Genomic DNA, 20,352 nt, shown 5'->3' with positions numbered 1-20,352 from the left:
CGGTCTTACTCCGCGTCGCGGCGGACCTGCTCGACCATGGCGTCCACATCGCGGTAGAGCCGGTCCAGCAGTTCCTTGCCGATGCGGGCTTCGAGTTCTTCGTACTTGGCGTCGACCTGCGGTCGCATGCGGTCGATCAGCTTGTTGCTCTTGGACGTCAGCGAGATTTCCTGGCGGCGCTGGTCCTGGCTGGAACGCGCGCGCTTGATCAGGCCTTGCTCTTCCATGCCGGCCAGCATGCGGGTCAGGCTGGGGCTGAGGATCTGGCAGCTGCGCGCGATCTGATTGGGCTCCATCGAGCCGACTTCGCTCAGCGTGCGCAGGACCCGCCATTGCTGTTCGGTGACGCCGGCCGCATGCAGCAAGGGCCGGAAATGTGCCATCAGGGTTTCGCGCGCGTACAGCAGCAGATGGGGGAGATTGCGGTGGTGGAAGCTCGGACTCATGGCGGCTATGTTAGCAAGAAGCCGCCGGTTCTTACCCGCAATTTCTCGCCGGACCCGCATGAAACAGGGGTCCGGCGTAAGGAGGATGACAGGTATGGTCAGGCGGCCTTGCGCCGCCCGTGCCTGGACCGGGACGACGGTCAGGCGGGATGCTGCTGGGCCAGTTCCTGCAGGTCGTCCGGCACGGTCAGGTCGGGAACGGCCTGGCGCAGTTCCTGCAGCGCGTGCGCGGCATCTTCCTGTTGATCGTCCTGCATCAGGCTGCGGATATGAGCCAGCCGCGACTCGATCTCTTCGTCGCTCAGGGCCGCCTGCGCCTGGGCGGGTTCCTGCGCGGCCGCCTCGGGCTGGGCGGCGCCAGGCGCTGACGCTTCGGCCGCGGGGGCGGCCTGTTGTGGCGGCAATGCGGACTCCGGCGCGGGCAGCGCGGCGCGCTGCACGGCCGGCGCTTCCTGGGGCTGAGCGACGGCGGACTCGGCGGCGGCGGGGCGATCTTTATCCGTCCCTGATTCGCTGGGCGCCATCAGTTGCGCGATCGGATTGCTGTCCGGCGCGTCGGCGTTCTCGCGCATGTTGGTCCAGGTGAACAGGCCGGCGACCAGGAAGGCGCAGGCGGCGGCGGCCCAGCCTGGGTGCCAGCTATGTCCGGGATGCCAGCTGCGTCGTACCGCCGCGTCCAGTTCCGGACTGCCGGATCTGGTCTTACGGTACAGGGCGCGCAGGTCCAGCTCGTCGTCTTCGTCGAATGGGGGGCGATACGTAGTGCTCATGCGCGTACTCCTCGCGGATGCGCCCGGTGGCAAGGCGCATGCACGTTTGACCTTCGCGTTCGCCGCGCCGGTGGTCCGGCGGTCTCGTCAGGCTTGGGTCGTGTTCCGGTTTAGTGCGGCGTCCTGGAAAGCCGCCCAGCGATCACGCGGCGATTTCGCCATTGCGCCCGGACCAGGACCGGGCGCCGGCACCGCCTTAAAGGCCGGCGGATTGTCGTTGCGTGTGATCGCCTGATTATGCGCGATTTGCAAAAATCCGGCAGTTAATTTCTTGTATCTGGCCCCCAGTTTCTCGAATTCTTGTGGTTTTCGAAAGTCTGTTGAAAGATCCATGCACCAAGCCGGGGCATCCGTGCTGGTTGGTGACGCGAAATCGTCCACATGCCGTGGCCGCGAGCGCCAAGCAGGGGAAGGGATATCGGTAAACTCTGGGGGATGGCAAAGAATCGAACCGTCTACGTTTGCGCCGAATGCGGCGGCACCACCCCGAAGTGGCAGGGCAAATGCCCGCACTGCAATGCCTGGAACACGCTGGAGGAAACCGTGGAGTCGTCCGCCCCGTCGGCGGCGGCCCACCGGTATGCGCCGCTGGCCAGCAGCAGTCCGGTGCGCAGCCTGTCCGAGATCGAGGCCCGCGAGACGCCGCGCCAGCCTACTGGCCTCGATGAATTCGACCGTGTGCTGGGCGGCGGCCTGGTGGCCGGCGCCGTGGTGCTGATCGGCGGCGACCCCGGCATCGGCAAGTCCACGCTGCTGCTGCAGGCGCTGGCGTCCCTGTCCGAGACCACCCCGGTGCTGTACGTTACCGGCGAGGAATCGGCCGAGCAGGTCGCGCTGCGCGCCCGCCGGCTGGGCCTGGCCACCGGCAACGTCAACCTGTTGGCCGAGATCCGGCTGGAGGCGATCCAGGCCGCCGTGTCCGAGCAGAAGCCGACGGTGGCCGTGATCGACTCGATCCAGACGCTGTACAGCGGCGAGCTGACCGCCGCGCCCGGTTCGGTGTCGCAGGTGCGCGAATGCGCCGCGCAGCTGACGCGGCTGGCCAAGCAGACCGGCATCGCCATCGTCATGATCGGCCACGTCACCAAGGACGGCGCGCTGGCCGGGCCGCGCGTGCTGGAGCACATCGTCGACACGGTGCTGTACTTCGAGGGCGACACGCATTCCTCGTACCGGCTGGTGCGCGCGTTCAAGAACCGCTTCGGCGCGGTCAACGAGCTGGGCGTGTTCGCCATGACCGACCGTGGCCTGCGCGGCGTGGCCAATCCGTCCGCGCTGTTCCTGTCGCAGCACGAGCAGCAGGTCGCCGGCTCCTGCGTGATGGCCACGCAGGAAGGCACGCGGCCGCTGCTGGTCGAGATCCAGGCGCTGGTGGATAGCTCGCACGCGCCCAATCCGCGGCGCCTGACCGTGGGCCTGGAAGGCAACCGCCTGGCCATGCTGCTGGCGGTGCTGCACCGGCACGCGGGCGTGTCCACCTTCGACCAGGACGTGTTCGTCAACGCCGTCGGCGGCGTGCGCATCACCGAGCCGGCGGCCGACCTTCCGGTGCTGCTCGCCATCATGTCGTCGCTGCGCGACCGGCCGCTGCCGCGCGGACTGATCGCGTTCGGCGAAGTCGGCCTGGCCGGCGAAATCCGGCCCGCGCCGCGCGGACAAGAGCGTTTGCGCGAGGCCGCCAAACTGGGCTTCAGCGTGGCGCTGATCCCCAAGGCCAACGCGCCGCGCCAGCCCATCGAGGGCCTGGAGATCTGGGCGGTCGACCGGCTCGACGCCGCGCTGGACAAGTTGCGCTGAGGATCGCTTGTGAATCTGTTCGTCATCGTGCTGTGCCTGGCCGCGGGCGGCCTCATCGGCTTCATGGGCGGCGTGCTGGGCATCGGCGGCGGGCTGATCGCGATTCCGGCGCTGGTGCTGCTGATGGACATGCCGCAGCAGCTGGCGCAGGGCACGGCGCTGATCATGGTGCTGCCCACCATCATGATGGCCGTGCGCAAGTACAACCAGCAGGTGCGGATCGACAAGCGCGTGGCCGCGGCCGGCGCGGCGGGCGCGGTCGTGTTCACCTGGTTCGGCGCGCGGTTGGCGCTGGGCATCGACTCAAGCAGCCTGCGCCTGAGCTTCGCGGTATTCCTGTTCTTCATCGCGCTGTTCTATGTATGGCAGACCTGGCGCGCCTCGCGGCCGACGGCGGCGCGCGATGCCGGCAAGGGCGCGCACAAGGATCGGAACAAGAACGCAAGCAAGGAGGCTTCGCCGCAGACCGCCGCGCCTGTCTTCACGCCGCGCCGCGCCAGCGCGCTGGGCATGCTGTGCGGCACGCTCGGTGGATTCTTCGGCGTCGGCGGCGCGGTGCTGGCCGTGCCCATCATCACCTCGGTGTTCCGCCTGCCGCAGACCACCGCGCAGGCGCTGGCCCTGAGCATGGTGATACCCGGCTCCACCATCGCGCTCATCACGTACACCTGGGCCGGGCAGGCCAACTGGATGGTGGGCGCGCCGCTGGCCGTGGGCAGCCTCGCCTTCGTGCCGGTGGGCGTGCGCCTGGCCTATCGTCTGCCTGAACGCCGGCTGAGAGCCTGCTTCGCGCTCATGCTGTTCGCCACGGTTGCGCTGCTGGCATTCGAAGCATGATTGTCACGATCTCATGACCAAGCGTTAGCGCGGGAAAATTTCTGGTTCCGCGCAGAACCTTCGCGCCGGTCTGCATTCCAACGAAGTACGGGGCTTGCGGTGAACACCTCGCCGCACCTTGCTGGAAGAAGGCCCTGGGCCTTTGATCATTCAGGAGTACATGACATGACGACCCACTCCCGTATTGCCGCGTTCCTTTCCACCTCGGCGCTGTGCCTGGGTCTCGCGGCGGCGCCGGCGGCCTTCGCCGCGGACGCGACCGCCAAGCCGGGCGAAACCAAGAGTCAGATGGAACACACGGGCAAACACCACAAGGCCGATAAGACCTCGGCCAAGCCGGCAGCCGCCAAGCCCGCCGCCGCCAAGTCCGACAAGATGGACAAGACCGACAAGGCCGGCGCGATGACGCCGGCGACCACGCCGGCCAAGTAAGCCGGCGCGGGCCACACCCGCAGTTCCTTTGCAAAAGAGATTCCGACGCGGCGCCGTCGCCGCCCGGAAACTCAAAAGCCTCCCGGTATGGGCGCCGGGAGGCTTTTTTCATTCCGGTGTCCCGGCACAACCGCTACGCATCAACTTCGCTTGCAAGAACCAGGTGCCCCCAAGCGGGGCCGCGCGGAGCCGGCTTCGCCGGGCCGCAGCGGCGCCCCTTGAGGGGAAAGCGCGTAGCGCTTTGGGGTGGGCTCACCCTCCGGTCCGCTGCTGCGCCCCTGGGGGGAGCGCGCAGCGCTCGGGGGGACCTACTCCACCGGCGTCACCACGCGGCCCGTCTCGAAAAACGCGCGCAGATTCTCCAGCATCAGGTTTTCCATGTCCTGGCGCGTTTCCAGCGTGGCGCTGCCGATATGCGGCAGCAGCACGGCCTGGTCGCTGCCCAGCAGCGCCTGCGGCACCTTGGGCTCGTGCTCGAACACGTCCAGGGCGGCCCAGCCGAGCTTGCCCGCTTCCAGCGCGGCGACCAGCGCGGTTTCGTCGATGACCGGGCCGCGCGCGATGTTCACGACAATGCCCTTGGGCCCCAGCGCTTCCAGCACTTCCTGGTTCACCAGATGGCGCGTGCCCGCGCCGCCCACCGTGGCCACGATCAGGAAATCGGCCCAGCGCGCCAGTTCGACCAGCGAGGCTTCGTAGCCGTATGCCACGTCGTCGCGCTTCCTGCGGTTGTGATAGCGCACCTGCATGTCGAAGCCCGCGCCGCGCTTGGCGATGGCGTCGCCGATGCGGCCCAGGCCGACGATGCCCAGCTTCTTGCCGCTGACGCGCATGCCCAGTGGAATGCTGCCGTGAATCTGGCCCCACTGCCCGCTGCGCACGAAGCGTTCGCCCTGGCCCATGCGGCGCGCGGCCGCGATCAACAGGCCCCAGGCCAGGTCCGCCACGCAGTCGGTCAGCACGTCGGGCGTATTGCTGACCTGCACGCCGCGCGCCTGCGCCGCCGCCACGTCGATGGTTTCATAGCCCACACCCCAGCTGCAGATGGCCTTCAGGTCCGGCAGGGCGTTGATCAGCTCGGCATTGGCGCCGAAGTTGGCCGAGGTGACGATGGCCGTGATGCCCTTGCCGTGTTCGGCCAGGGCGGCCTTGCGGTCGGGGAATTTCCAGAGTTCGACGACGTCGTAGCGGTCGGCCAAGGTCTGGTTGGCGGAGGGGGAACCGGCCAGCGAACCGACCTGGATGATGCGAGGCTTGGTGGTCATGTTGTCGTACAAGTGGGTGGCGAAAGGTCCATGCTACTTGATTCGGGCGCAGTGGCCGGGGGCGGCCTCAGGAGGCTGCTGGCTCCTTGTCCATCTTGGACTGTCGCGCGTCCCATGGCGTGGCGCCCGCGCTGCGTCCGGCCTTGCGAACGACGGGCGCGGCGTCGATGCTTTTCATCGGTTGTTCGGCCCTGCGGGCTATTGAATGCGCCGGGCCCATCGGTCTGGGTTATTGTTCGGGGGGAAGGGAGTCCAGCCATATGGATTCCCGGATATTCAGAATATTTTTGATCTTGGTTTTCCAAAATGAATGCGGCTCCGCAGGGGCGGACAGGCCAATCGGCCTGGTCTGAGTGAGTCGCGTCGCAAGCCGGATATGAAAGATGCGTTGTCTAATATGAAATCCAATAATTTCTTCGAGTTGTATCAGGTTCAGGTATCAGACAACCCCGTAAAGCACGAGTATCTCAAAGAAGTTTTCATCGCCGCGATCGAGGACGGTTACTGGCGCGATGGGGAGAAGTTCCCCACCGAGCAGGAGATGGCGGCGCTGGTTCCGTTCAGTCTCGGAACGATTCAAAAGGCCGTCGGCTCGTTGGTCAGCAGCGGGTACGTCCAGAGAAAAAGAGGGGCTGGGACGTTCATTATTCCCAGAGAGAAGCGCTTGGGGGAGCCTTGGATTTATCGAGTGCTCTCGGTTGACGGGACCCGATTCGTTCCCATGACGAGCACGGTGTTGCGGCGGATTCAGATCGAGTCCGATGCGCTGTGGGCGCATTGGTTGCGTGGTGATGCCAACGATTGCGAGATCGTTCGCCTTGATAGAAAGATCGTCGCCGAAGACTATGCATTCATCAGTCAGTACTTTGCGGACGTAAACAGATTTCCGTATTTCATGGAGGCCGACCTGGACAGCATGAAAGGAGAGAATTTCGTGCAATTGACCAAGAACATATATAAGGTTTCGGCATCCAATGTCATCAAGTCGGTTCGCACCGTGGCGCTTCCAAAGAGCATCGTCGGCGAGCTCGATATGTCTGGAAAGGTCTATGGCACCCATGTGGAAATAATGGGGAGCACCTCCGCCGGGCAGCCGGTTTTCTACCAGCAGCTGTTCTTGCCCGCGGGCGGGCTGCGTCTGTGCATCTGAATTCCAGCGCCGACGTTTTCTGAGGGGGCGGCCGCCCGGACGGCTGCCCTGGCGCCGGGTCGGATGCGCTGAGGGGGTATTGGCTCGATATCCGCCCAAGGCGATGCCCGCGCTGTCTTCGAGCGCACGGCCCTCGACTCCGGCCCCTGGGTCTCTCCGCGCGAATGCGCCGCGCACCGTGCTCTGTTTGATGCCTTCCATTATTAGAAAAAACATCAACAGCAGCCGATCAGTCCCATCGCGATATCCCATCTGACGCTCACCATGGTGGCCACCGCGCGCGGCGCCAGCTGATCCATGCATCCCGCGGCCTTGCGCGGAATCGTCCCATGGGGCGGCTGTCCGCCATCGCTGGCCGCGCGGCGGGTCGACCTCCCATGCCATGAGGTTCCGGCGCTGACGTCCGTCAAGTTAGAGGTTCCTTGATACGCCATAGTATTGAATTCTTGCTATGACCGTCCGGATGGTCTGCTTCTCTATGAACCCCTGTTTTTTCGAAAGATCAGCCGAAAGAATCAGGGAAAACACTGATCTGAAGTCTGTCTTTTCCTCTATTACTATATAGTAATTGAACATTAGAGGAGACATCCATGGACGTGCAACGCAAGAAGATCGGCATCGTTGACACCACGCTGCGCGATGCCCATCAGTGCCTTTGGGCGACACGCATGAAGACGGCGCACATGCTGCCCGTGGCGGAAGCCATGGACAAGGCAGGCTTTGCGCAGATAGACCTGGTCGCGCCGATTCAATTCGACGTCAGCGTCCGCTACCTGAAGGAGGACCCCTGGGAGCGGGTGCGGTTGATGCGCAGCAAGGTGCAGAACACGCCGCTGCGCTTTCTTGTCCGAAGCAAGAACCTGATGACGTTCGACACCTTGCCCGACGACATTCTGGAGTTGTGGGTCGAGCGGGCCGTGGCGAATGGCTTTCGCATCGTCGGCGCCTTCGACGGCCTGAATGACGTTGAGAACATTCTGGCGTCCACGCGCGTTGCCAAGCGCTTGGGGGTCACGACGTTCGGCGCCTTGTCGTACTCGCTCAGCCCTGTCCATACGGACGAGTTGTACGTCAAGACCGCGCGCGAACTGGTACAGAGCAAGGCCATCGACGGGATCATGCTCAAGGATGCCGCTGGCCTGCTGACGATCGATCGGATCCGGACGCTTGTCCCCGCGATCAAGCGGGTGATCGGCGACATGCCGCTGGAGATTCACAGCCACTGTCTGACCGGACTCGCGCCGCTGGTGTACCTGGAGGCGGTGAAGTGCGGCGCGGATATCCTGCATACGTCCATCGCGCCGCTGGCGAACGGCGCGGCTCAACCCGCCACGCAAAGCGTCGCCCGAAACCTCAGGCTGATGGGTTACGACGTGCCGATCGACGATCTGACGGTCGATCATGTGGGCGAGCATTTCAGGCGTATCGCCGAGGCGGAGGGAAAGCCTGTAGGCGAGGTGCTGGAGTATGACGCGTTTCATTACCAGCACCAGATGCCGGGCGGCATGCTGAGCAATTTCAAATCGCAATTGGCCGAGGCGGGTCTTTCCGACCGGTTCGATCAGCTGCTCGAGGAAGTGGCCAGGGTGCGCGAGGAGTTGGGCTACCCGATCATGATCACGCCCTTTGCGCAATTGGTCGGGACCCAGGCGGTACTCAACGTGGTTCACGGCGAGCGATATCGCGTCGTGCCGAATGAGATCAAGAAATATGCGTTGGGATACTACGGGAAGCTCCTGGCGCCTGTCGCCCCCGACGTGCTCGATCGCATCGTCGAGAATGGCTCGAAGCAGATCGCATTGAAGCCGGTCGCACCCGAGCCCGCGGTCGCCGCGCTTCGCAAGAAATATCCGTCGGCGTCGGACGATGAGCGACTGCTGCGATACATGTTCGCGGGTTCTCAGGTCGACGACATGCTGCGCGAGAAAGGGTCGACCACGTATGAGTATCAGCACGAGCATTCCATCGTCGCCTTGCTCAAGCATCTCTCGCAGCGTCCCAAGATCGGTCGCGTGCATATTTCGCACGGCGATTTCCAATTGAACATCGTGGGATCCTGAAATACCCAAATCCACTCCAGGAGAAAATTGAATGACCGACAAGACACTCACCTACCAGGACGTCAGGGAAATCATCAAGCTCGTCGAGGAAGCCGACAAGTTCGGCGAGTTTCGATTGCGCTACAACGACATCGAGATTTCGCTGAGCAAGCATGCGCCGCTTTCCGATGTCGCAACGCAGGCGCAGCGTTCAGCCCCCGCTCCCGAGCTTGCCGTTGCGCGCGCGGAACCGGCGCCGCAAGCGGCGATCAGCGCTCCCGCGGCAGCATCGAACATGGCGGCGGCAAGCGCCGCCAATGCCCGCAAGGAATGGCCCGCCCATTTCGTGACGGTCCGCGCGCCCATGGTCGGAACGTTCTACTGCGCGCCGGAGCCGGGCGCGAAACCCTTTGTCGGCGTCGGAGACACGATTGCCGCGCACGAAACGGTGTGCATCATTGAAGTCATGAAGTTGATGAACGCACTTTCCGCGGAGTCCGGTGGCGTTGTCCGGGACATCCTGGTCTCTGATGGGGACACGGTGGAATACGGACAGCCTCTCATCGTGATCGAGCCTGCCAACTGAGAGGGGTGTGTAGATGGGGTCGAAGATCAAGCGGCTGCTGGTTGCGAACCGTGGCGAAATCGCCGTTCGCATTCTGCGCGCATGTCGCGAGTTGGGCATTGAAACGGTTCAGGTCTTCTCCGAGGCCGACAGGGATTCGCTCGCCGTTCGCATGGCGGACCGTTCGGTGTGCATTGGCGGTCCCAAGCCGCAAGAGAGTTACCTGGACGCACGGCGGATACTCGCGGCGGCGTCGGCGCTGGGCGTGGACGCGATTCATCCGGGTTATGGATTTCTCTCGGAGAACGCCGATTTCGCCGATCTCGTCGAAGCGGAGGGCTTCATTTTCGTGGGGCCGACCGGCGCTTCGATACGAGCGATGGGAGACAAGGCCACGGCGAGGAAGCTGGCCGAAGAGGCCGGCGTGCCGACCACTCCCGGTTCCAAAGGCGTGGTGGCCTCGGCCGCGGAAGCGGCAGCGATTGCCGAGCGCATCGGCTATCCCGTGCTGTTGAAGGCGTCGGCGGGCGGCGGCGGGCGAGGAATGCGGGTTGTCAACGATCCGTCGATGATCGAGAAGGCGTTTCTCGAAGCCTCGCGCGAAGCCACCATTGCGTTCGGCAATGGCGCCATGTATCTGGAAAAATTCCTGACCGATATCCGGCACATCGAGATCCAGGTGCTGGGCGATGGGCACAATATCCTGCATCTGGGCGAGCGGGACTGTTCCTCTCAACGTCGGAATCAGAAGCTTGTCGAGGAGAGTCCGTCGCCGGTATTGAGCGCGTCGCTGCGCGCGCAGATCGGCGAGGCGGCGGTCCGCCTGTGCAAGCACGTGAACTATCGAAGCGCCGGCACGATCGAGTGCATTCTCGATCCCGCATCGCAGCGCTTCTACTTCATGGAAATGAACACGCGGATCCAGGTCGAGCATCCTGTCACCGAAATGGTCTGCGGCATTGACTTGGTCAAGGCGCAGATCCGCATTGCGTCGGGGGAGCGCATCGAGCTGCTTCAGGCGGACGTCCGGCTGCACGGTCACGCGATCGAGTGCCGCATCAATGCCGAAGACCCGGAACAGGATTTCCAGCCCAAGCCCGGCAAGGTGCAGCGGTATTCCCCGCCTGGCGGCATCGGCGTGCGCATGGATAGCCATATTTTCTCCGGCTATGTCGTGCCGCCCTTCTATGACTCGCTCCTGGGCAAAGTGATTTGCTGGGGGGAGTCGCGGGCCGAAGCGATCGCGAGGATGCAGCGCGCGCTTCAGGAGCTTGAAATCGACGGCGTGCAAACGACCCGTGAATTCCATCTTCAGCTGATCGGCAGTCCTGACTTCGCGCAGGCCAAGATCCATACCCGGTATATCCAGGATACCTATCTGAAGCAACTGGCCGAAGCGCGAAAAGCCAGTTAGCGCGCAGAGCGATGCCGCAGGAATGCGGCATCGCTTCCCGAATCAATGGTTCATGCGCCAGCCGCGATGCGGAAAGGAGGCCGTCGGAGGTGCGGCCGAAGTGCGATTTCCATGGGGCGCCGGAAGTCGAGCATTCATATACAAAAAATAAATTCCAGTGCAGGCAATGACGGACGCCGCGAGCGCCCGCGATTGTCTGAAATCCAAAGGAGACAGTTTTGTCTGATAGCCATTCCGTGCCTACTCAGGTAAACAAGGCCGCCGCGGAAGTCTCGCTGCAAATTGAGAAGATATATGCCAACAAGAATTTCTCGAAACTGGTTTCCGGCAGGAATCGTCTTGTTTGCTCGCTGTTGTCCATTATTTTCATTGGGTATTTCGGATTTCTGGGCGTGGTCTGCCTCATGCCGGGATTCGCTGCCAAGCCGTTTTTTGCCGGCAGCGGGCTGACGGTGGGCATTGCCGCCGAGTTGGCCCTGTTCCTGCTGTTCCTGATCATCTCCACGATTTATGTGTCGTTTGCGAACGGCAAGTTCGACCCGATGCTCCGCCACCTCGTGGAGAAGGCTGGTGATGGGAGGGCGCAATGAGCCGCGCCGGAAAGTTCTCGGTTCTTTTCATGGGGATGGCGTTGGCGTCTCCCTTGGCCTGGGCGGATGTCGCGATCGGGGAAACGTCGCGCCAGCCCGTCAACCTGCACGCCATCGCGCTGTTCTTTTGCTTTGTGCTGTTCACGCTGGGAATCACCGTATGGGCGGCGAAGCGGAGCCGTTCCGCTTCGGATTTCTACAGCGCGGGTGGCGGCATAAGCAGCATGCAGAATGGGCTGGCCCTGGCGGGAGACTATATGTCCGCCTCGACGCTGCTGGGGATCACCGCGATCATCTACACGGATGGCATCGACGGCTATATCTATCTGATCGCGTTCTTTACCGGTTGGCCGGTGCTGCTGCTTCTGATGACCGATCGGTTGAGGAACCTGGGTAAATTCACCTTCGCGGATGTCACGTCGTACCGCCTGGCGCAGCGTCCGATCCGCGCCATGTCGGCGCTGGGCTCCCTGGTCGTGGTCTGCTTCTATCTGATCGCCCAGATGGTTGGCGCGGGTCAGTTGATCAAGCTCCTGTTCGGGCTTGAATACAACTGGGCGCTGATCATTGTCGGCTTTCTGATGATGGCATACGTCATTTTCGGGGGGATGGTGGCCACCACGTGGGTGCAGATCACCAAGGCGTTTCTGTTGTTGATCGGTGGCACGATCGTGGCCTTGCTCGCGTTCTCGAAATTCGACTTCGATTTCGAGACGCTGGTTTCCAAGGCCATGGAGATTCACCGGAGCGGGGCAGCGTTGCTGATGCCGGGCAAGCTTCTGGGAGATCCCGTCGCCGCGATTTCGTTGAGCCTTGGTCTCATATTCGGCACGGCGGGGATGCCTCATATCCTGATGCGATTCTTCACGGTGAAGGATGCAAAGGAAGCTAGGAAATCCGTGCTGTACGCCAGTGGCTTCATCGGATATTTCTTCAATGTGCTGCTGATTCTGGGGCTGGCGTCCATTGTCATTGTCAGCCAGGACTTGAGGTTCTTCGAGGCTGGCGACATCAATGGCAAGTTGCTGGGCGGCGGAAACATGGTGGCGATGCACCTTGCACATGCCGTGGGCGGTGACTTGATGTTCGGTTTCCTCGCGGCGATCACGTTTGCCACCATTCTGGCCGTCGTGTCGGGTCTGGCGCTTGCCGGGGCATCGGCGATCGCGCGCGACTTCTATGTTCACGTCATCTGTCGAGGCGTGGCGGACGAAGCCAAGGAACTGCGGCTCACGAAGTTCGCGACGCTGGCACTGGGTGTCGTGGCCATCCTGCTGGGCATCGTCTTCCAGAAAGTGAATGTCGCTTTCATGGTGGCCATCGCATTCGGCGTGGCGGCTTCGGCCAATTTTCCCGTCCTCTTCCTGTCGATGTTCTGGCGAGGCCTCACAACAAGGGGAGCGCTGGCTGGCGGATACACCGGTCTGGTGTCCGCCGTCGCCCTGGTCTGCGCCTCGAAATCCGTGTGGGTCAACGTTCTGGGCTACGCGGACGCGCTCTTTCCGTATGAACAGCCGGCGCTGTTCTCGATGCCCCTGGCATTCGCCGTCGCCATCGTCGTTTCGTTGTTGGATCGTAGCGAAGCGGCGGCATCGGAGCGCGCACGATTCTTCGATCTGTATGTGCGCAGCCAGACCGGTGTGGGCGTGAGCGCTCCCGCCTCGCACTAGCGCGGGCAGTCGATCGCCTTCGTCGACGTTGGCCAGAGCCGGCGGCAGCGAAGGCGATCGTGTCGACAGAAGCCGCGGTGTTTCGATCGCGTGGCGTTTCTGCCTGCACCAATCTTTGAGTCGGCGTGGCCCGCCGGGTCAATCCGACCCGGCCACCGCTGCGCCCCGGGCCGGCCCGCGCGCCCACCACCATGTCATCAGACCGGCCGCCAGCACCACCGGCAGCATGGTCGCGTTCAGCGCTTGCCACCCGAAGGCGTCCAGCGCCGGTCCGGCCGCCAGGGTGGCCAGCGCGGTAGCGGCATAACGCAGCATCTCGGCCGCGCCTTGCGCGCGGGCGCGTTCCGACGGACGGTAGGACTGCGCCAGCAGCGTGGTGCCGCCGACGAACATGAAGTTCCATCCCACCCCCAGGCAGAACAACGCCGCATAGAACGCGGGCAGCGACGGCGACGTCATCGCGATCAGCGAGCACGCGACGTTCAGCACCATGCCGGCGCCCAGCACCCGCGGCAGGCCGAAGCGCTGGATCAGCGCGCCGGCGAAGAAAGCCGGCGCGTACATGCCGACCAGGTGCCATTGCATGATGTTGGCGCCGTCTCCGATGCCGTGGCTGCACGCCACGGCGGCCAGCGGCGCGGCGGTCATGATGAACATCATCGAAACCGACCCCACCACGTTGTTGGCAAGCGCGGCGACGAACACCGGCTGGCGGGCCACTTCGCGCAGCGGCCGCGCGGGCAGGCCGGCCTGGGTCTCGCCTGCGGCGGCAGGCGCTTCGGCGTCGCGATAGCCGACCCACAGCAGCGCGGCCGACAGCAACGCCAGCAGGGCCACCATCAAATACGCGCCGGCGAAGGCTACCGGCGCGAAAAGGTCGCGACTCCAGGCGGCCAATGCCGGGCCGGCAATGGCGGCGATGACGCCGCCCGCCATCACCACCGAGATCGCGCGGCTCTTGGCGGCGGGCTCGACCGCGTCCGCCGCCGCCAGCCGGTAATACTGGGCAAAGGCCTGGAATACGCCGACGAGCGCGGTGCCGGCGCAGAACGCCCAGAAATCGGCATGAAACACGGCCCATACCGATAGGCCGCCGCCCGCCGCGCCGGCCAGTGCGCCCAGTGTGAACCCCCTGCGCCGGCCGATGCGCTGCATCAGCAAGGAGGCAAACCAGGTGACCACTGCGCCGGCCACCGTGATCAGCGCGAATGGCAGGGTCGACAAGGCCTTGTTGGGCGCGAGCATGTGGCCGGTCAACGCGGTCAGCGTCAGGTCGATGGAAATGGCGGCGACGAACAGGCCCTGGCAGATGGCCAGGACGCGGGCGTTGCGGTGGCCGGTGGTGGGGGAGGCTGACGTGGGCATGGCGGAATCGGTGGGGAGTGATCGGTATGGGGGCGCCGCGGCAAGCGGGGCTGGCGGGTTTGACAGGCCTCACTGTATCGACGCAAACTCTGGCGTAAATGACATAATTCCCTCAAAAATCGCCATGCCACACGACGTCATCTTCCTGCTGGTGCCGGACTTCCAATTGCTGGATATGTCTGGCCCCGCCGCGGTGTTCCAGACCGCCGGCAAGCAGGCGCGCACCGCCGCCGGTCCGGCCTATGCGGTTCACGTCGTGTCGGAGCGTGGCGGCCCGGTGCGGAGTTCTTGCGGGGTCGAAGTCCTGACTCGATCCTGGCGCGACGCGCCTTCAGGCACGCTGGTGGTGCCGGGCGGCGAGGGCGCGCGCGCGGCCGCCGTCACCCCGGCCATGCGCAGGTATCTGCACGCGCATCGCCAGGTCGGCCGGCGCCTGGCCAGCGTCTGCACGGGCGCATTCGTGCTGGCGGCCGCGGGCCTGCTCGATGGGCGGCGCGCCACCACTCACTGGCGTCATGCCGCCGAGCTCGCGCGCAACCATCCGGACGTGCGAGTCGACGCCGACCGGATCCACGTCTGCGATGGCGATACGTGGACCTCGGCCGGCATTACCGCCGGCATAGACCTCGCGCTGGCGATGGTCGAATCCGACCTGGGCGCGGAGGTGGCGGGCGCCACGGCGCGCGAGATGGTGGTCTACCACCGCCGCTCGGGCGGCCAGTCGCAGTTCTCGGCGCTGCAGGACCTGGCGCCCGACAGCGAACGCATCCGCGCCGTGCTGGAGCACATCCGCGGGAATCTTGGCGCGGTGCTGACCGTCGAGCATCTGGCCGACGTGGCCTGTGTCAGCCCGCGCCAGTTCCTGCGCAGCTTCAAGGCCGAGACCGGCGAAACGCCCGCCAAGGCGGTCGAACGCATTCGGGCGGAGGCGGCGCGCGCGCACCTCGAGGCGGGCGCCGACAGTATCGACAGCGTCGCGCGACGGGCAGGCTTTACCGACAGCGAACGGATGCGGCGGACCTTCCTGCGTGTCTACGGCCAGCCGCCGCAGGCGCTGCGGCGCATGGCCAGGCAAGGATAAAAAAAGCGAACCTTGTTCCTGTCGCTCATGACGCCGGCGCGCAAGGCGCGGCATCCTGCCGGGACAGCTTGTAAAACAAAGATGGGTATTGAGCTTTAACTTGTCAATCAAGTATGCTGTGCCTGCCTTGATCATCCGACAAGCGAACCTGCCCGGAGCCGCCCATGAAAACCTCCCCGGTCACCCACCAGGACCTGCGACGCTCGGTCATCGCGGTGCCGCCGCTGGCGCGCCGCGCGGACCTGTCGCTGAACGAGGCCGCGAACCGGGCGCTGCTGGCGCATCTGGAGGCCGGCGGCGTGCGCAGCGTCATGTACGGCGGCAACGCCAACTTCTACAACGTGGGGCTGGGCGAGTACGCGCGCATCGTGGATATGCTGGCCGCGCTGGCAGGCCCCGACACCTGGATCCTGCCGTCGGCGGGGCCGGACTACGGCAAGATGATGGACCAGGCCGCCGTGCTGCGCGCTCGCGCTTTTCCCACGGCGATGCTGCTGCCCATGTCCTTCCCGTACACGGACGATGGCCTGGCGGATGGCGTGCGGCGCTTCACAGACGCGCTGGCCAAGCCGGCCGTGGTCTACATCAAGTCGGCCGGCTACCTGGCGCCGGCGACGGTCGCGCGGCTGATCGAGGAGGGCCGCATCGTGGCCTTGAAGTACGCGGTGGTGCGAGAGGATCCGCTGCGCGACGACTACCTGCGCGCGCTGCTGGGCGAGGTCGAGGCGCGCTGGATCGTCAGCGGCATCGGCGAGCGGCCGGCCATCGCGCATTACCGGCATTTCGGCCTGTCGAGCTTCACGTCCGGCTCGGTCTGCGTGGCGCCGCGGGGTTCCATGCGCCTGCTGCGGCTGCTGGCCGAGGGGCGCTACGACGAGGCCGACAGCGTGCGCCGGCGCTACCTGGGTCTGGAGGACTGCCGCGACGGCATCAGCCCCATCCGCGTGCTGCACGACGCGGTGACACTGGCCGGCGTGGCCGACATGGGGCCGATGCTGCCCTTGCTGACGGGGCTGTCCGCCGCCGAACGCGAACGCGTGGCGCCGGTGGCGCGCGCGCTGGCCGCGTGGGACCGGGAAACCATGGCGGCGTGAGCCTGTGCATCGTCCGTCGGGCTCGCATTTGACGGTACGATGTGCGCTGTCTTTACGCCCGATGCCGAAGGAGATTCCGTGGCCCGAAAACCGACCCCCTCGCCAAGCGCGCTGCAAGCGCCCGCGGACGCGGAAACCGCGCAGCCGCTGGAGCGTCGCCATCGCGTGCGGCTGGCGGACCAGCTCTACGGCCAGATCTTCGAACAGCTCGTCTCGGGCAATCTCAGCGTCGGCGACAAGCTGCCTTCCGAGAACGAAATCTCCGAACGCTACGGCGTTTCGCGGCCGGTGGTGCGCGAGGCGCTGCTGCGTCTGCGCGCCGACGGGCTGGTCACGGCGCATCAGGGGCTGGGCACCTTCGTCAGCCACCAGCCCGCGCCCAGGCTCAAGACCTTCAGCGACGTGGAGCACGTCAGCGCCTATCTGCGCGCGCAGGAGGTGCGGGTGGCGCTGGAAGGCGATGCCGCGCGCCTGGCGGCCCTGCGCCGCACCGACGAGCAGTTGCGCAAGATCGAGGAGGCGCACCAGGCCTTCGCCGAATCGCTGGCGCAGGGGCGCATGTCGGCCGAGGCCGATCTGGCGTTCCACGCCAGCATCGCCGAAGCCAGCGGCAATGACTTCTATCTGGGCGTGCTGGAGAGCATTCACGATTCCATCAGCGGCTTCATGCGCCTGACGCTCAGCCTCACGCGCACCGGCTCGCGCCAGCGCGCCCAGACCGTGCTGGACGAGCACGCCACCATACTCGCGGCCATCCGCGCGCAGGACGGCGAGCACGCGCGCGTGGCCATGCAGTTCCACCTGGGCCGGGCGCGGCACCGGCTGGTGGACCGCGAGCGCGACTGAGCGCGGCAACAGGATTTTCACCACCCAAGCGCGGCACAACAAGCGCAGAGGACCAAGAGCAGACAAATGAGCGATTCTTCCAAACCCAAGACCCGCAAGACTCCCGAGGAACTGCGCAGCCATCGCTGGTATGGCGTGAAGGACCTGCGCGCGTTCGGCCACCGTTCGCGCACGGCGCAGATGGGCTATCACCGCTCCGACTACGCGGGCAAGCCGGTGATCGCCATCATCAACACCTGGAGCGACATCAACCCCTGTCACAGCCACTTCAAGCAGCGCGTGGAAGAGGTCAAGCGCGGCATCTGGCAGGCCGGCGGCTTTCCGGTGGAAATGCCGGCCATGAGCCTGTCCGAGCCGTTCCAGAAGCCCACCACCATGCTGTACCGCAACCTGCTGGCCATGGAAACCGAGGAGTTGCTGCGCTCCTATCCGGCCGACGGCTGCGTGCTGATGGGCGGCTGCGACAAGACCACGCCGGCCTTGCTGATGGGCGCGGTGTCGATGGACCTGCCCACGCTGTTCGTGCCGGCCGGCCCCATGCTGCGCGGCAACTGGAACGGCAACACGCTGGGCTCCGGGTCCGACACCTGGAAGTACTGGGCCGAGCTGCGCGCGGGCAATATCACCGAGGAAGACTGGCAGGGCGTGGAGGACGGCATCGCCCGTTCGCCCGGCCATTGCATGACCATGGGCACGGCCTCCACCATGACCGCCGCGGTCGAGGCGCTGGGCATGTGCCTGTCGGGCTACTCCTCGATTCCGGCGCCCGACTCGCGCCACGCGCAGATGGCGAGCCTGTCGGGCAAGCGCATCGTCGAAATGGTCTGGGAAGACCTCAAGCCTTCGGACCTGCTGACCGCCGCGTCCTATGACAACGCGGTGCGCACGGTGCTGGCCCTGTCCGGCTCGACCAACTCGGTGGTGCACCTGATCGCGATGGCGCGGCGCAGCGGCTTCGGCCTGGACCTGGACCGCTTCGACCATCTGGCGCGCACCACGCCGGTGCTGGCCAATCTGCGGCCCGCCGGCAAGTACCTGATGGAAGATTTCTATTACGCGGGCGGCCTGCGCGCGCTGCTGGTGCAGCTGGGCGACCTGCTGGACCTGTCGCAGCGCACCGTCGATGGCCGCACGCTGGGCGAGAACATCGCCGGCGCGCGCGTGTTCAACGACGACGTGATCCGCGCGCGCGGACAGGCGCTGGTCGAGCGCGACGGCCTGGCCGTGCTGCGCGGCAACCTGGCGCCGGACGGCGCGGTGATCAAGCCGCCGGCGATGGAGGCGCATCTGCAGGTGCATACCGGCCCGGCGGTGGTCTTCAAGGACTACAACGACATGGCCGCGCGCATCGACGATCCGGCGCTGGACGTCAGCGCCGACAGCGTCATCGTGCTGCAGAACGCCGGGCCGCAGGGCGCGCCGGGCATGCCGGAATGGGGGCAGCTGCCGATCCCGCAGAAGCTGCTCAAGCAGGGCGTGCGCGACATGGTGCGTATTTCGGATGCGCGCATGAGCGGCACCAGCTATGGCGCCTGTGTGCTGCACGTGGCGCCGGAAGCCTATGTGGGCGGTCCGCTGGCGCTGGTGCGCGACGGCGACATGGTGGCGCTGGACGTGCCGGGCCGCAGCCTGAACCTGCTTGTGCCGGACGCCGAGCTGGCGGCGCGCAAGGCGGCCTGGCAAGCGCCGCCGCCGCGCTTCGAGCGCGGCTATGGCGTGCTGTACCTCAAGCACATCGGTCAGGCCGATACGGGCTGCGATTTCGATTTTCTGCAGACCGAAGCGCGGGCTGAACCCACGGGCGAACCGGAGATTCATTGACCCGGGCGACGGGTCGCAACGTGCATGCCCCCAAAGCCGCGTCCGACGGCGCGGGCCTGCCGCCCCCGACCGGGCCGCTCATGTCGAGACGGTCCGGCGAAAAACACACAAGGAGGAGACATACATGGAACGCAATGCAATGCCGGCGCGCCGGCGCCTGGCGCTGGCCGCGCTGATCGTGGCGGCGGCCGCGGCGACGCCCGCCGCGCTGTGCGCGCAGACGGGGCAATGGCCGACGCGGCCCGTCAAGCTGGTGGTGCCGTTCCCGCCCGGAGGCAGCACCGACGCGATCGGCAGGCTGCTGGCGGTCGAACTGGCCAAGGATCTGGGCCAGACCGTCATCGTCGAGAACAAGGGCGGCGCCAACGGCAATATCGGCTCGGACGCGGTGGCCAAGGCCGAGCCGGACGGCTACACGCTGCTGCTGTCGGGCGTGGGCTCGAACGCCATCAACTACGCGCTTTACGCCAGCATGCCTTACCGCGACAGCGACTTCGCGCATGTCTCGCTGCTGGCCACCGGCCCCAACGTGCTGGTGGCGGCGCCGGATTTCCCGGGCAAGACCTTCGCGGACTTCATCCGGCTGGCGCGCGAGAGCCCGGACAAGTACACCCACGCCAGCTCGGGCAGCGGCTCGTCCGGCCACCTGGCCATGGAAATGCTCAAGCAGCAGGCCAGGATCGATCTGGTGCACGTGCCGTATAAGGGCGGCGCGGCGGCCATCACGGACCTGCTGGGCGGTCGCGTGACGGTGCTGTTCCTCAACCAGGACACCCTGTTGCCGCAGGTGCAGGCCGGCAAGCTGCGGGCGCTGGCGGTGGCCAGCGTCAAGCGCAATCCGGCGTATCCCGACACGCCGACGGTGGCGGAGTCCGGCTATCCGGGCTTCGCGGCCGAATCCTGGTTCGGCCTGTCGGCGCCGGCCAGGACGCCGCCCGCCGTGATCCAGCGCCTGAGCCAGGCGACGGCCAAGGCCATGGCCTCGGCCGAGATGCGGCAGAAGCTGGAGAGCGTGGGCTTCGTGGTGGTGGGCAGCGACCCGCAAGCCTACTCCGGCTTCGTCACCAGTGAAATCGCCAAGTGGGGCCAGGCCGCCAAGGCGTCCGGCGCCCGCATGGATTGATTGATTCTTGCGGCATTGTTTTCCGCCGGTCTGCCGCGCCGGCATGC

19 protein-coding genes are annotated in these 20,352 nt (G+C 65.5%); 14 read left to right on the top strand and 5 right to left on the bottom strand.

Annotated elements, in window-relative coordinates; translation table 11 throughout:
* Positions 1-5: 5 nt before the first annotated feature.
* From hpaR to C2U31_RS30650, 3 genes are all read right to left on the bottom strand, one after another.
* On the bottom strand, positions 6-446 hold the full coding sequence (gene hpaR / locus C2U31_RS24555) for a homoprotocatechuate degradation operon regulator HpaR (protein ID WP_103275186.1): 441 nt from the start codon (positions 444-446) through the stop codon (positions 6-8).
* A 140-nt stretch (positions 447-586) separates the two neighbouring features.
* Positions 587-1,216 carry a hypothetical protein gene (locus C2U31_RS24550; protein ID WP_103275185.1) on the bottom strand — a complete coding sequence of 210 codons (630 nt, stop codon included), beginning with the start codon at positions 1,214-1,216 and terminating at the stop codon, positions 587-589.
* Positions 1,217-1,303: 87 nt separating this feature from the next.
* Complete coding sequence (locus C2U31_RS30650) at positions 1,304-1,549, bottom strand: hypothetical protein (protein ID WP_158658451.1); 246 nt, start codon at positions 1,547-1,549, stop codon at positions 1,304-1,306.
* Between the two features lie 102 nt (positions 1,550-1,651).
* Between C2U31_RS30650 and radA the strand changes: the two genes are divergently transcribed.
* The 3 genes from radA to C2U31_RS24535 all read left to right on the top strand — a co-directional run bounded on the left by radA (position 1,652) and on the right by C2U31_RS24535 (position 4,282).
* Positions 1,652-3,013, top strand: coding sequence for a DNA repair protein RadA (gene radA, locus C2U31_RS24545; RefSeq protein ID WP_103275184.1), 1,362 nt, complete (start codon positions 1,652-1,654; stop codon positions 3,011-3,013).
* Between the two features lie 9 nt (positions 3,014-3,022).
* A complete protein-coding gene (locus C2U31_RS24540) occupies positions 3,023-3,850 on the top strand; it encodes a sulfite exporter TauE/SafE family protein (RefSeq protein WP_103275183.1) in 828 nt (275 codons plus the stop codon).
* 165 nt (positions 3,851-4,015) lie between these two features.
* Positions 4,016-4,282, top strand: a complete 267-nt coding sequence (locus C2U31_RS24535; protein ID WP_103275182.1) for a hypothetical protein — start codon at positions 4,016-4,018, stop codon at positions 4,280-4,282.
* Positions 4,283-4,590: 308 nt separating this feature from the next.
* On the opposite strand, the gene C2U31_RS24530 is transcribed toward C2U31_RS24535, so the two are convergent.
* Positions 4,591-5,547 carry a 2-hydroxyacid dehydrogenase gene (locus tag C2U31_RS24530; protein ID WP_103276558.1) on the bottom strand — a complete coding sequence of 319 codons (957 nt, stop codon included), beginning with the start codon at positions 5,545-5,547 and terminating at the stop codon, positions 4,591-4,593.
* A 376-nt stretch (positions 5,548-5,923) separates the two neighbouring features.
* Between C2U31_RS24530 and C2U31_RS24525 the strand changes: the two genes are divergently transcribed.
* From C2U31_RS24525 to C2U31_RS24500, 6 genes are all read left to right on the top strand, one after another.
* Positions 5,924-6,697 carry a GntR family transcriptional regulator gene (locus tag C2U31_RS24525; protein ID WP_158658450.1) on the top strand — a complete coding sequence of 258 codons (774 nt, stop codon included), beginning with the start codon at positions 5,924-5,926 and terminating at the stop codon, positions 6,695-6,697.
* A gap of 590 nt (positions 6,698-7,287) precedes the next feature.
* On the top strand, positions 7,288-8,757 hold the full coding sequence (locus tag C2U31_RS24520; protein WP_103275180.1) for a pyruvate carboxylase subunit B: 1,470 nt from the start codon (positions 7,288-7,290) through the stop codon (positions 8,755-8,757).
* A 31-nt stretch (positions 8,758-8,788) separates the two neighbouring features.
* Positions 8,789-9,322 (top strand): acetyl-CoA carboxylase biotin carboxyl carrier protein, encoded by a 534-nt coding sequence (gene accB, locus C2U31_RS24515; RefSeq protein ID WP_103275179.1) that lies wholly within the window; start codon positions 8,789-8,791, stop codon positions 9,320-9,322.
* A 13-nt stretch (positions 9,323-9,335) separates the two neighbouring features.
* Complete coding sequence (accC, locus tag C2U31_RS24510) at positions 9,336-10,715, top strand: acetyl-CoA carboxylase biotin carboxylase subunit (protein WP_103275178.1); 1,380 nt, start codon at positions 9,336-9,338, stop codon at positions 10,713-10,715.
* A gap of 218 nt (positions 10,716-10,933) precedes the next feature.
* On the top strand, positions 10,934-11,305 hold the full coding sequence (locus C2U31_RS24505) for a DUF485 domain-containing protein (protein ID WP_103275177.1): 372 nt from the start codon (positions 10,934-10,936) through the stop codon (positions 11,303-11,305).
* Complete coding sequence (locus C2U31_RS24500; protein WP_103275176.1) at positions 11,302-12,975, top strand: cation/acetate symporter; 1,674 nt, start codon at positions 11,302-11,304, stop codon at positions 12,973-12,975. The genes C2U31_RS24505 and C2U31_RS24500 overlap by 4 nt, the downstream gene beginning before the upstream one ends.
* 138 nt (positions 12,976-13,113) lie before the next feature.
* Here the strand turns inward: C2U31_RS24500 and C2U31_RS24495 are convergent, their stop codons facing one another.
* A complete protein-coding gene (locus C2U31_RS24495; protein WP_103275175.1) occupies positions 13,114-14,340 on the bottom strand; it encodes an MFS transporter in 1,227 nt (408 codons plus the stop codon).
* Positions 14,341-14,464: 124 nt separating this feature from the next.
* Here C2U31_RS24495 and C2U31_RS24490 point away from each other — a divergent pair, with 124 nt between their 5' ends.
* The 5 genes from C2U31_RS24490 (at position 14,465) to C2U31_RS24470 (ending at position 20,305) form a co-directional block, all read left to right on the top strand.
* Positions 14,465-15,421 (top strand): GlxA family transcriptional regulator, encoded by a 957-nt coding sequence (locus C2U31_RS24490; RefSeq protein WP_103275174.1) that lies wholly within the window; start codon positions 14,465-14,467, stop codon positions 15,419-15,421.
* A 164-nt stretch (positions 15,422-15,585) separates the two neighbouring features.
* Complete coding sequence (locus C2U31_RS24485; protein ID WP_103275173.1) at positions 15,586-16,515, top strand: dihydrodipicolinate synthase family protein; 930 nt, start codon at positions 15,586-15,588, stop codon at positions 16,513-16,515.
* A gap of 39 nt (positions 16,516-16,554) precedes the next feature.
* Complete coding sequence (locus C2U31_RS24480; RefSeq protein ID WP_103275172.1) at positions 16,555-17,361, top strand: FadR/GntR family transcriptional regulator; 807 nt, start codon at positions 16,555-16,557, stop codon at positions 17,359-17,361.
* Between the two features lie 66 nt (positions 17,362-17,427).
* Positions 17,428-19,182: an L-arabinonate dehydratase gene (gene araD, locus C2U31_RS24475; protein WP_103275171.1), complete on the top strand. Its 1,755-nt coding sequence runs from the start codon at positions 17,428-17,430 to the stop codon at positions 19,180-19,182.
* A gap of 124 nt (positions 19,183-19,306) precedes the next feature.
* Complete coding sequence (locus C2U31_RS24470; RefSeq protein ID WP_103275170.1) at positions 19,307-20,305, top strand: tripartite tricarboxylate transporter substrate binding protein; 999 nt, start codon at positions 19,307-19,309, stop codon at positions 20,303-20,305.
* Positions 20,306-20,352 lie beyond the last annotated feature (47 nt).

Source organism: Achromobacter sp. AONIH1 (genome assembly GCF_002902905.1).
Taxonomy (GTDB): Bacteria; Pseudomonadota; Gammaproteobacteria; order Burkholderiales; family Burkholderiaceae_B; genus Achromobacter.
Note: the sequence above shows the minus strand (reverse complement) of the source record. Positions and strands in the feature narration are given on the sequence as shown.

Bases quoted from the DNA above. Each gene is read 5' to 3' on its own strand.
- hpaR (WP_103275186.1), bottom strand. From the start codon at position 446: ATGAGTCCGAGCTTCCACCACCGCAATCTCCCCCATCTGCTGCTGTAC.
- C2U31_RS24550 (WP_103275185.1), bottom strand. From the start codon at position 1,216: ATGAGCACTACGTATCGCCCCCCATTCGACGAAGACGACGAGCTGGAC.
- C2U31_RS30650 (WP_158658451.1), bottom strand. From the start codon at position 1,549: ATGGATCTTTCAACAGACTTTCGAAAACCACAAGAATTCGAGAAACTG.
- radA (WP_103275184.1), top strand. From the start codon at position 1,652: ATGGCAAAGAATCGAACCGTCTACGTTTGCGCCGAATGCGGCGGCACC.
- C2U31_RS24535 (WP_103275182.1), top strand. From the start codon at position 4,016: ATGACGACCCACTCCCGTATTGCCGCGTTCCTTTCCACCTCGGCGCTG.
- C2U31_RS24530 (WP_103276558.1), bottom strand. From the start codon at position 5,547: ATGACCACCAAGCCTCGCATCATCCAGGTCGGTTCGCTGGCCGGTTCC.
- C2U31_RS24525 (WP_158658450.1), top strand. From the start codon at position 5,924: ATGAAAGATGCGTTGTCTAATATGAAATCCAATAATTTCTTCGAGTTG.
- C2U31_RS24520 (WP_103275180.1), top strand. From the start codon at position 7,288: ATGGACGTGCAACGCAAGAAGATCGGCATCGTTGACACCACGCTGCGC.
- accB (WP_103275179.1), top strand. From the start codon at position 8,789: ATGACCGACAAGACACTCACCTACCAGGACGTCAGGGAAATCATCAAG.
- accC (WP_103275178.1), top strand. From the start codon at position 9,336: ATGGGGTCGAAGATCAAGCGGCTGCTGGTTGCGAACCGTGGCGAAATC.
- C2U31_RS24500 (WP_103275176.1), top strand. From the start codon at position 11,302: ATGAGCCGCGCCGGAAAGTTCTCGGTTCTTTTCATGGGGATGGCGTTG.
- C2U31_RS24495 (WP_103275175.1), bottom strand. From the start codon at position 14,340: ATGCCCACGTCAGCCTCCCCCACCACCGGCCACCGCAACGCCCGCGTC.
- C2U31_RS24490 (WP_103275174.1), top strand. From the start codon at position 14,465: ATGCCACACGACGTCATCTTCCTGCTGGTGCCGGACTTCCAATTGCTG.
- C2U31_RS24485 (WP_103275173.1), top strand. From the start codon at position 15,586: ATGAAAACCTCCCCGGTCACCCACCAGGACCTGCGACGCTCGGTCATC.
- C2U31_RS24480 (WP_103275172.1), top strand. From the start codon at position 16,555: ATGTGCGCTGTCTTTACGCCCGATGCCGAAGGAGATTCCGTGGCCCGA.
- araD (WP_103275171.1), top strand. From the start codon at position 17,428: ATGAGCGATTCTTCCAAACCCAAGACCCGCAAGACTCCCGAGGAACTG.
- C2U31_RS24470 (WP_103275170.1), top strand. From the start codon at position 19,307: ATGGAACGCAATGCAATGCCGGCGCGCCGGCGCCTGGCGCTGGCCGCG.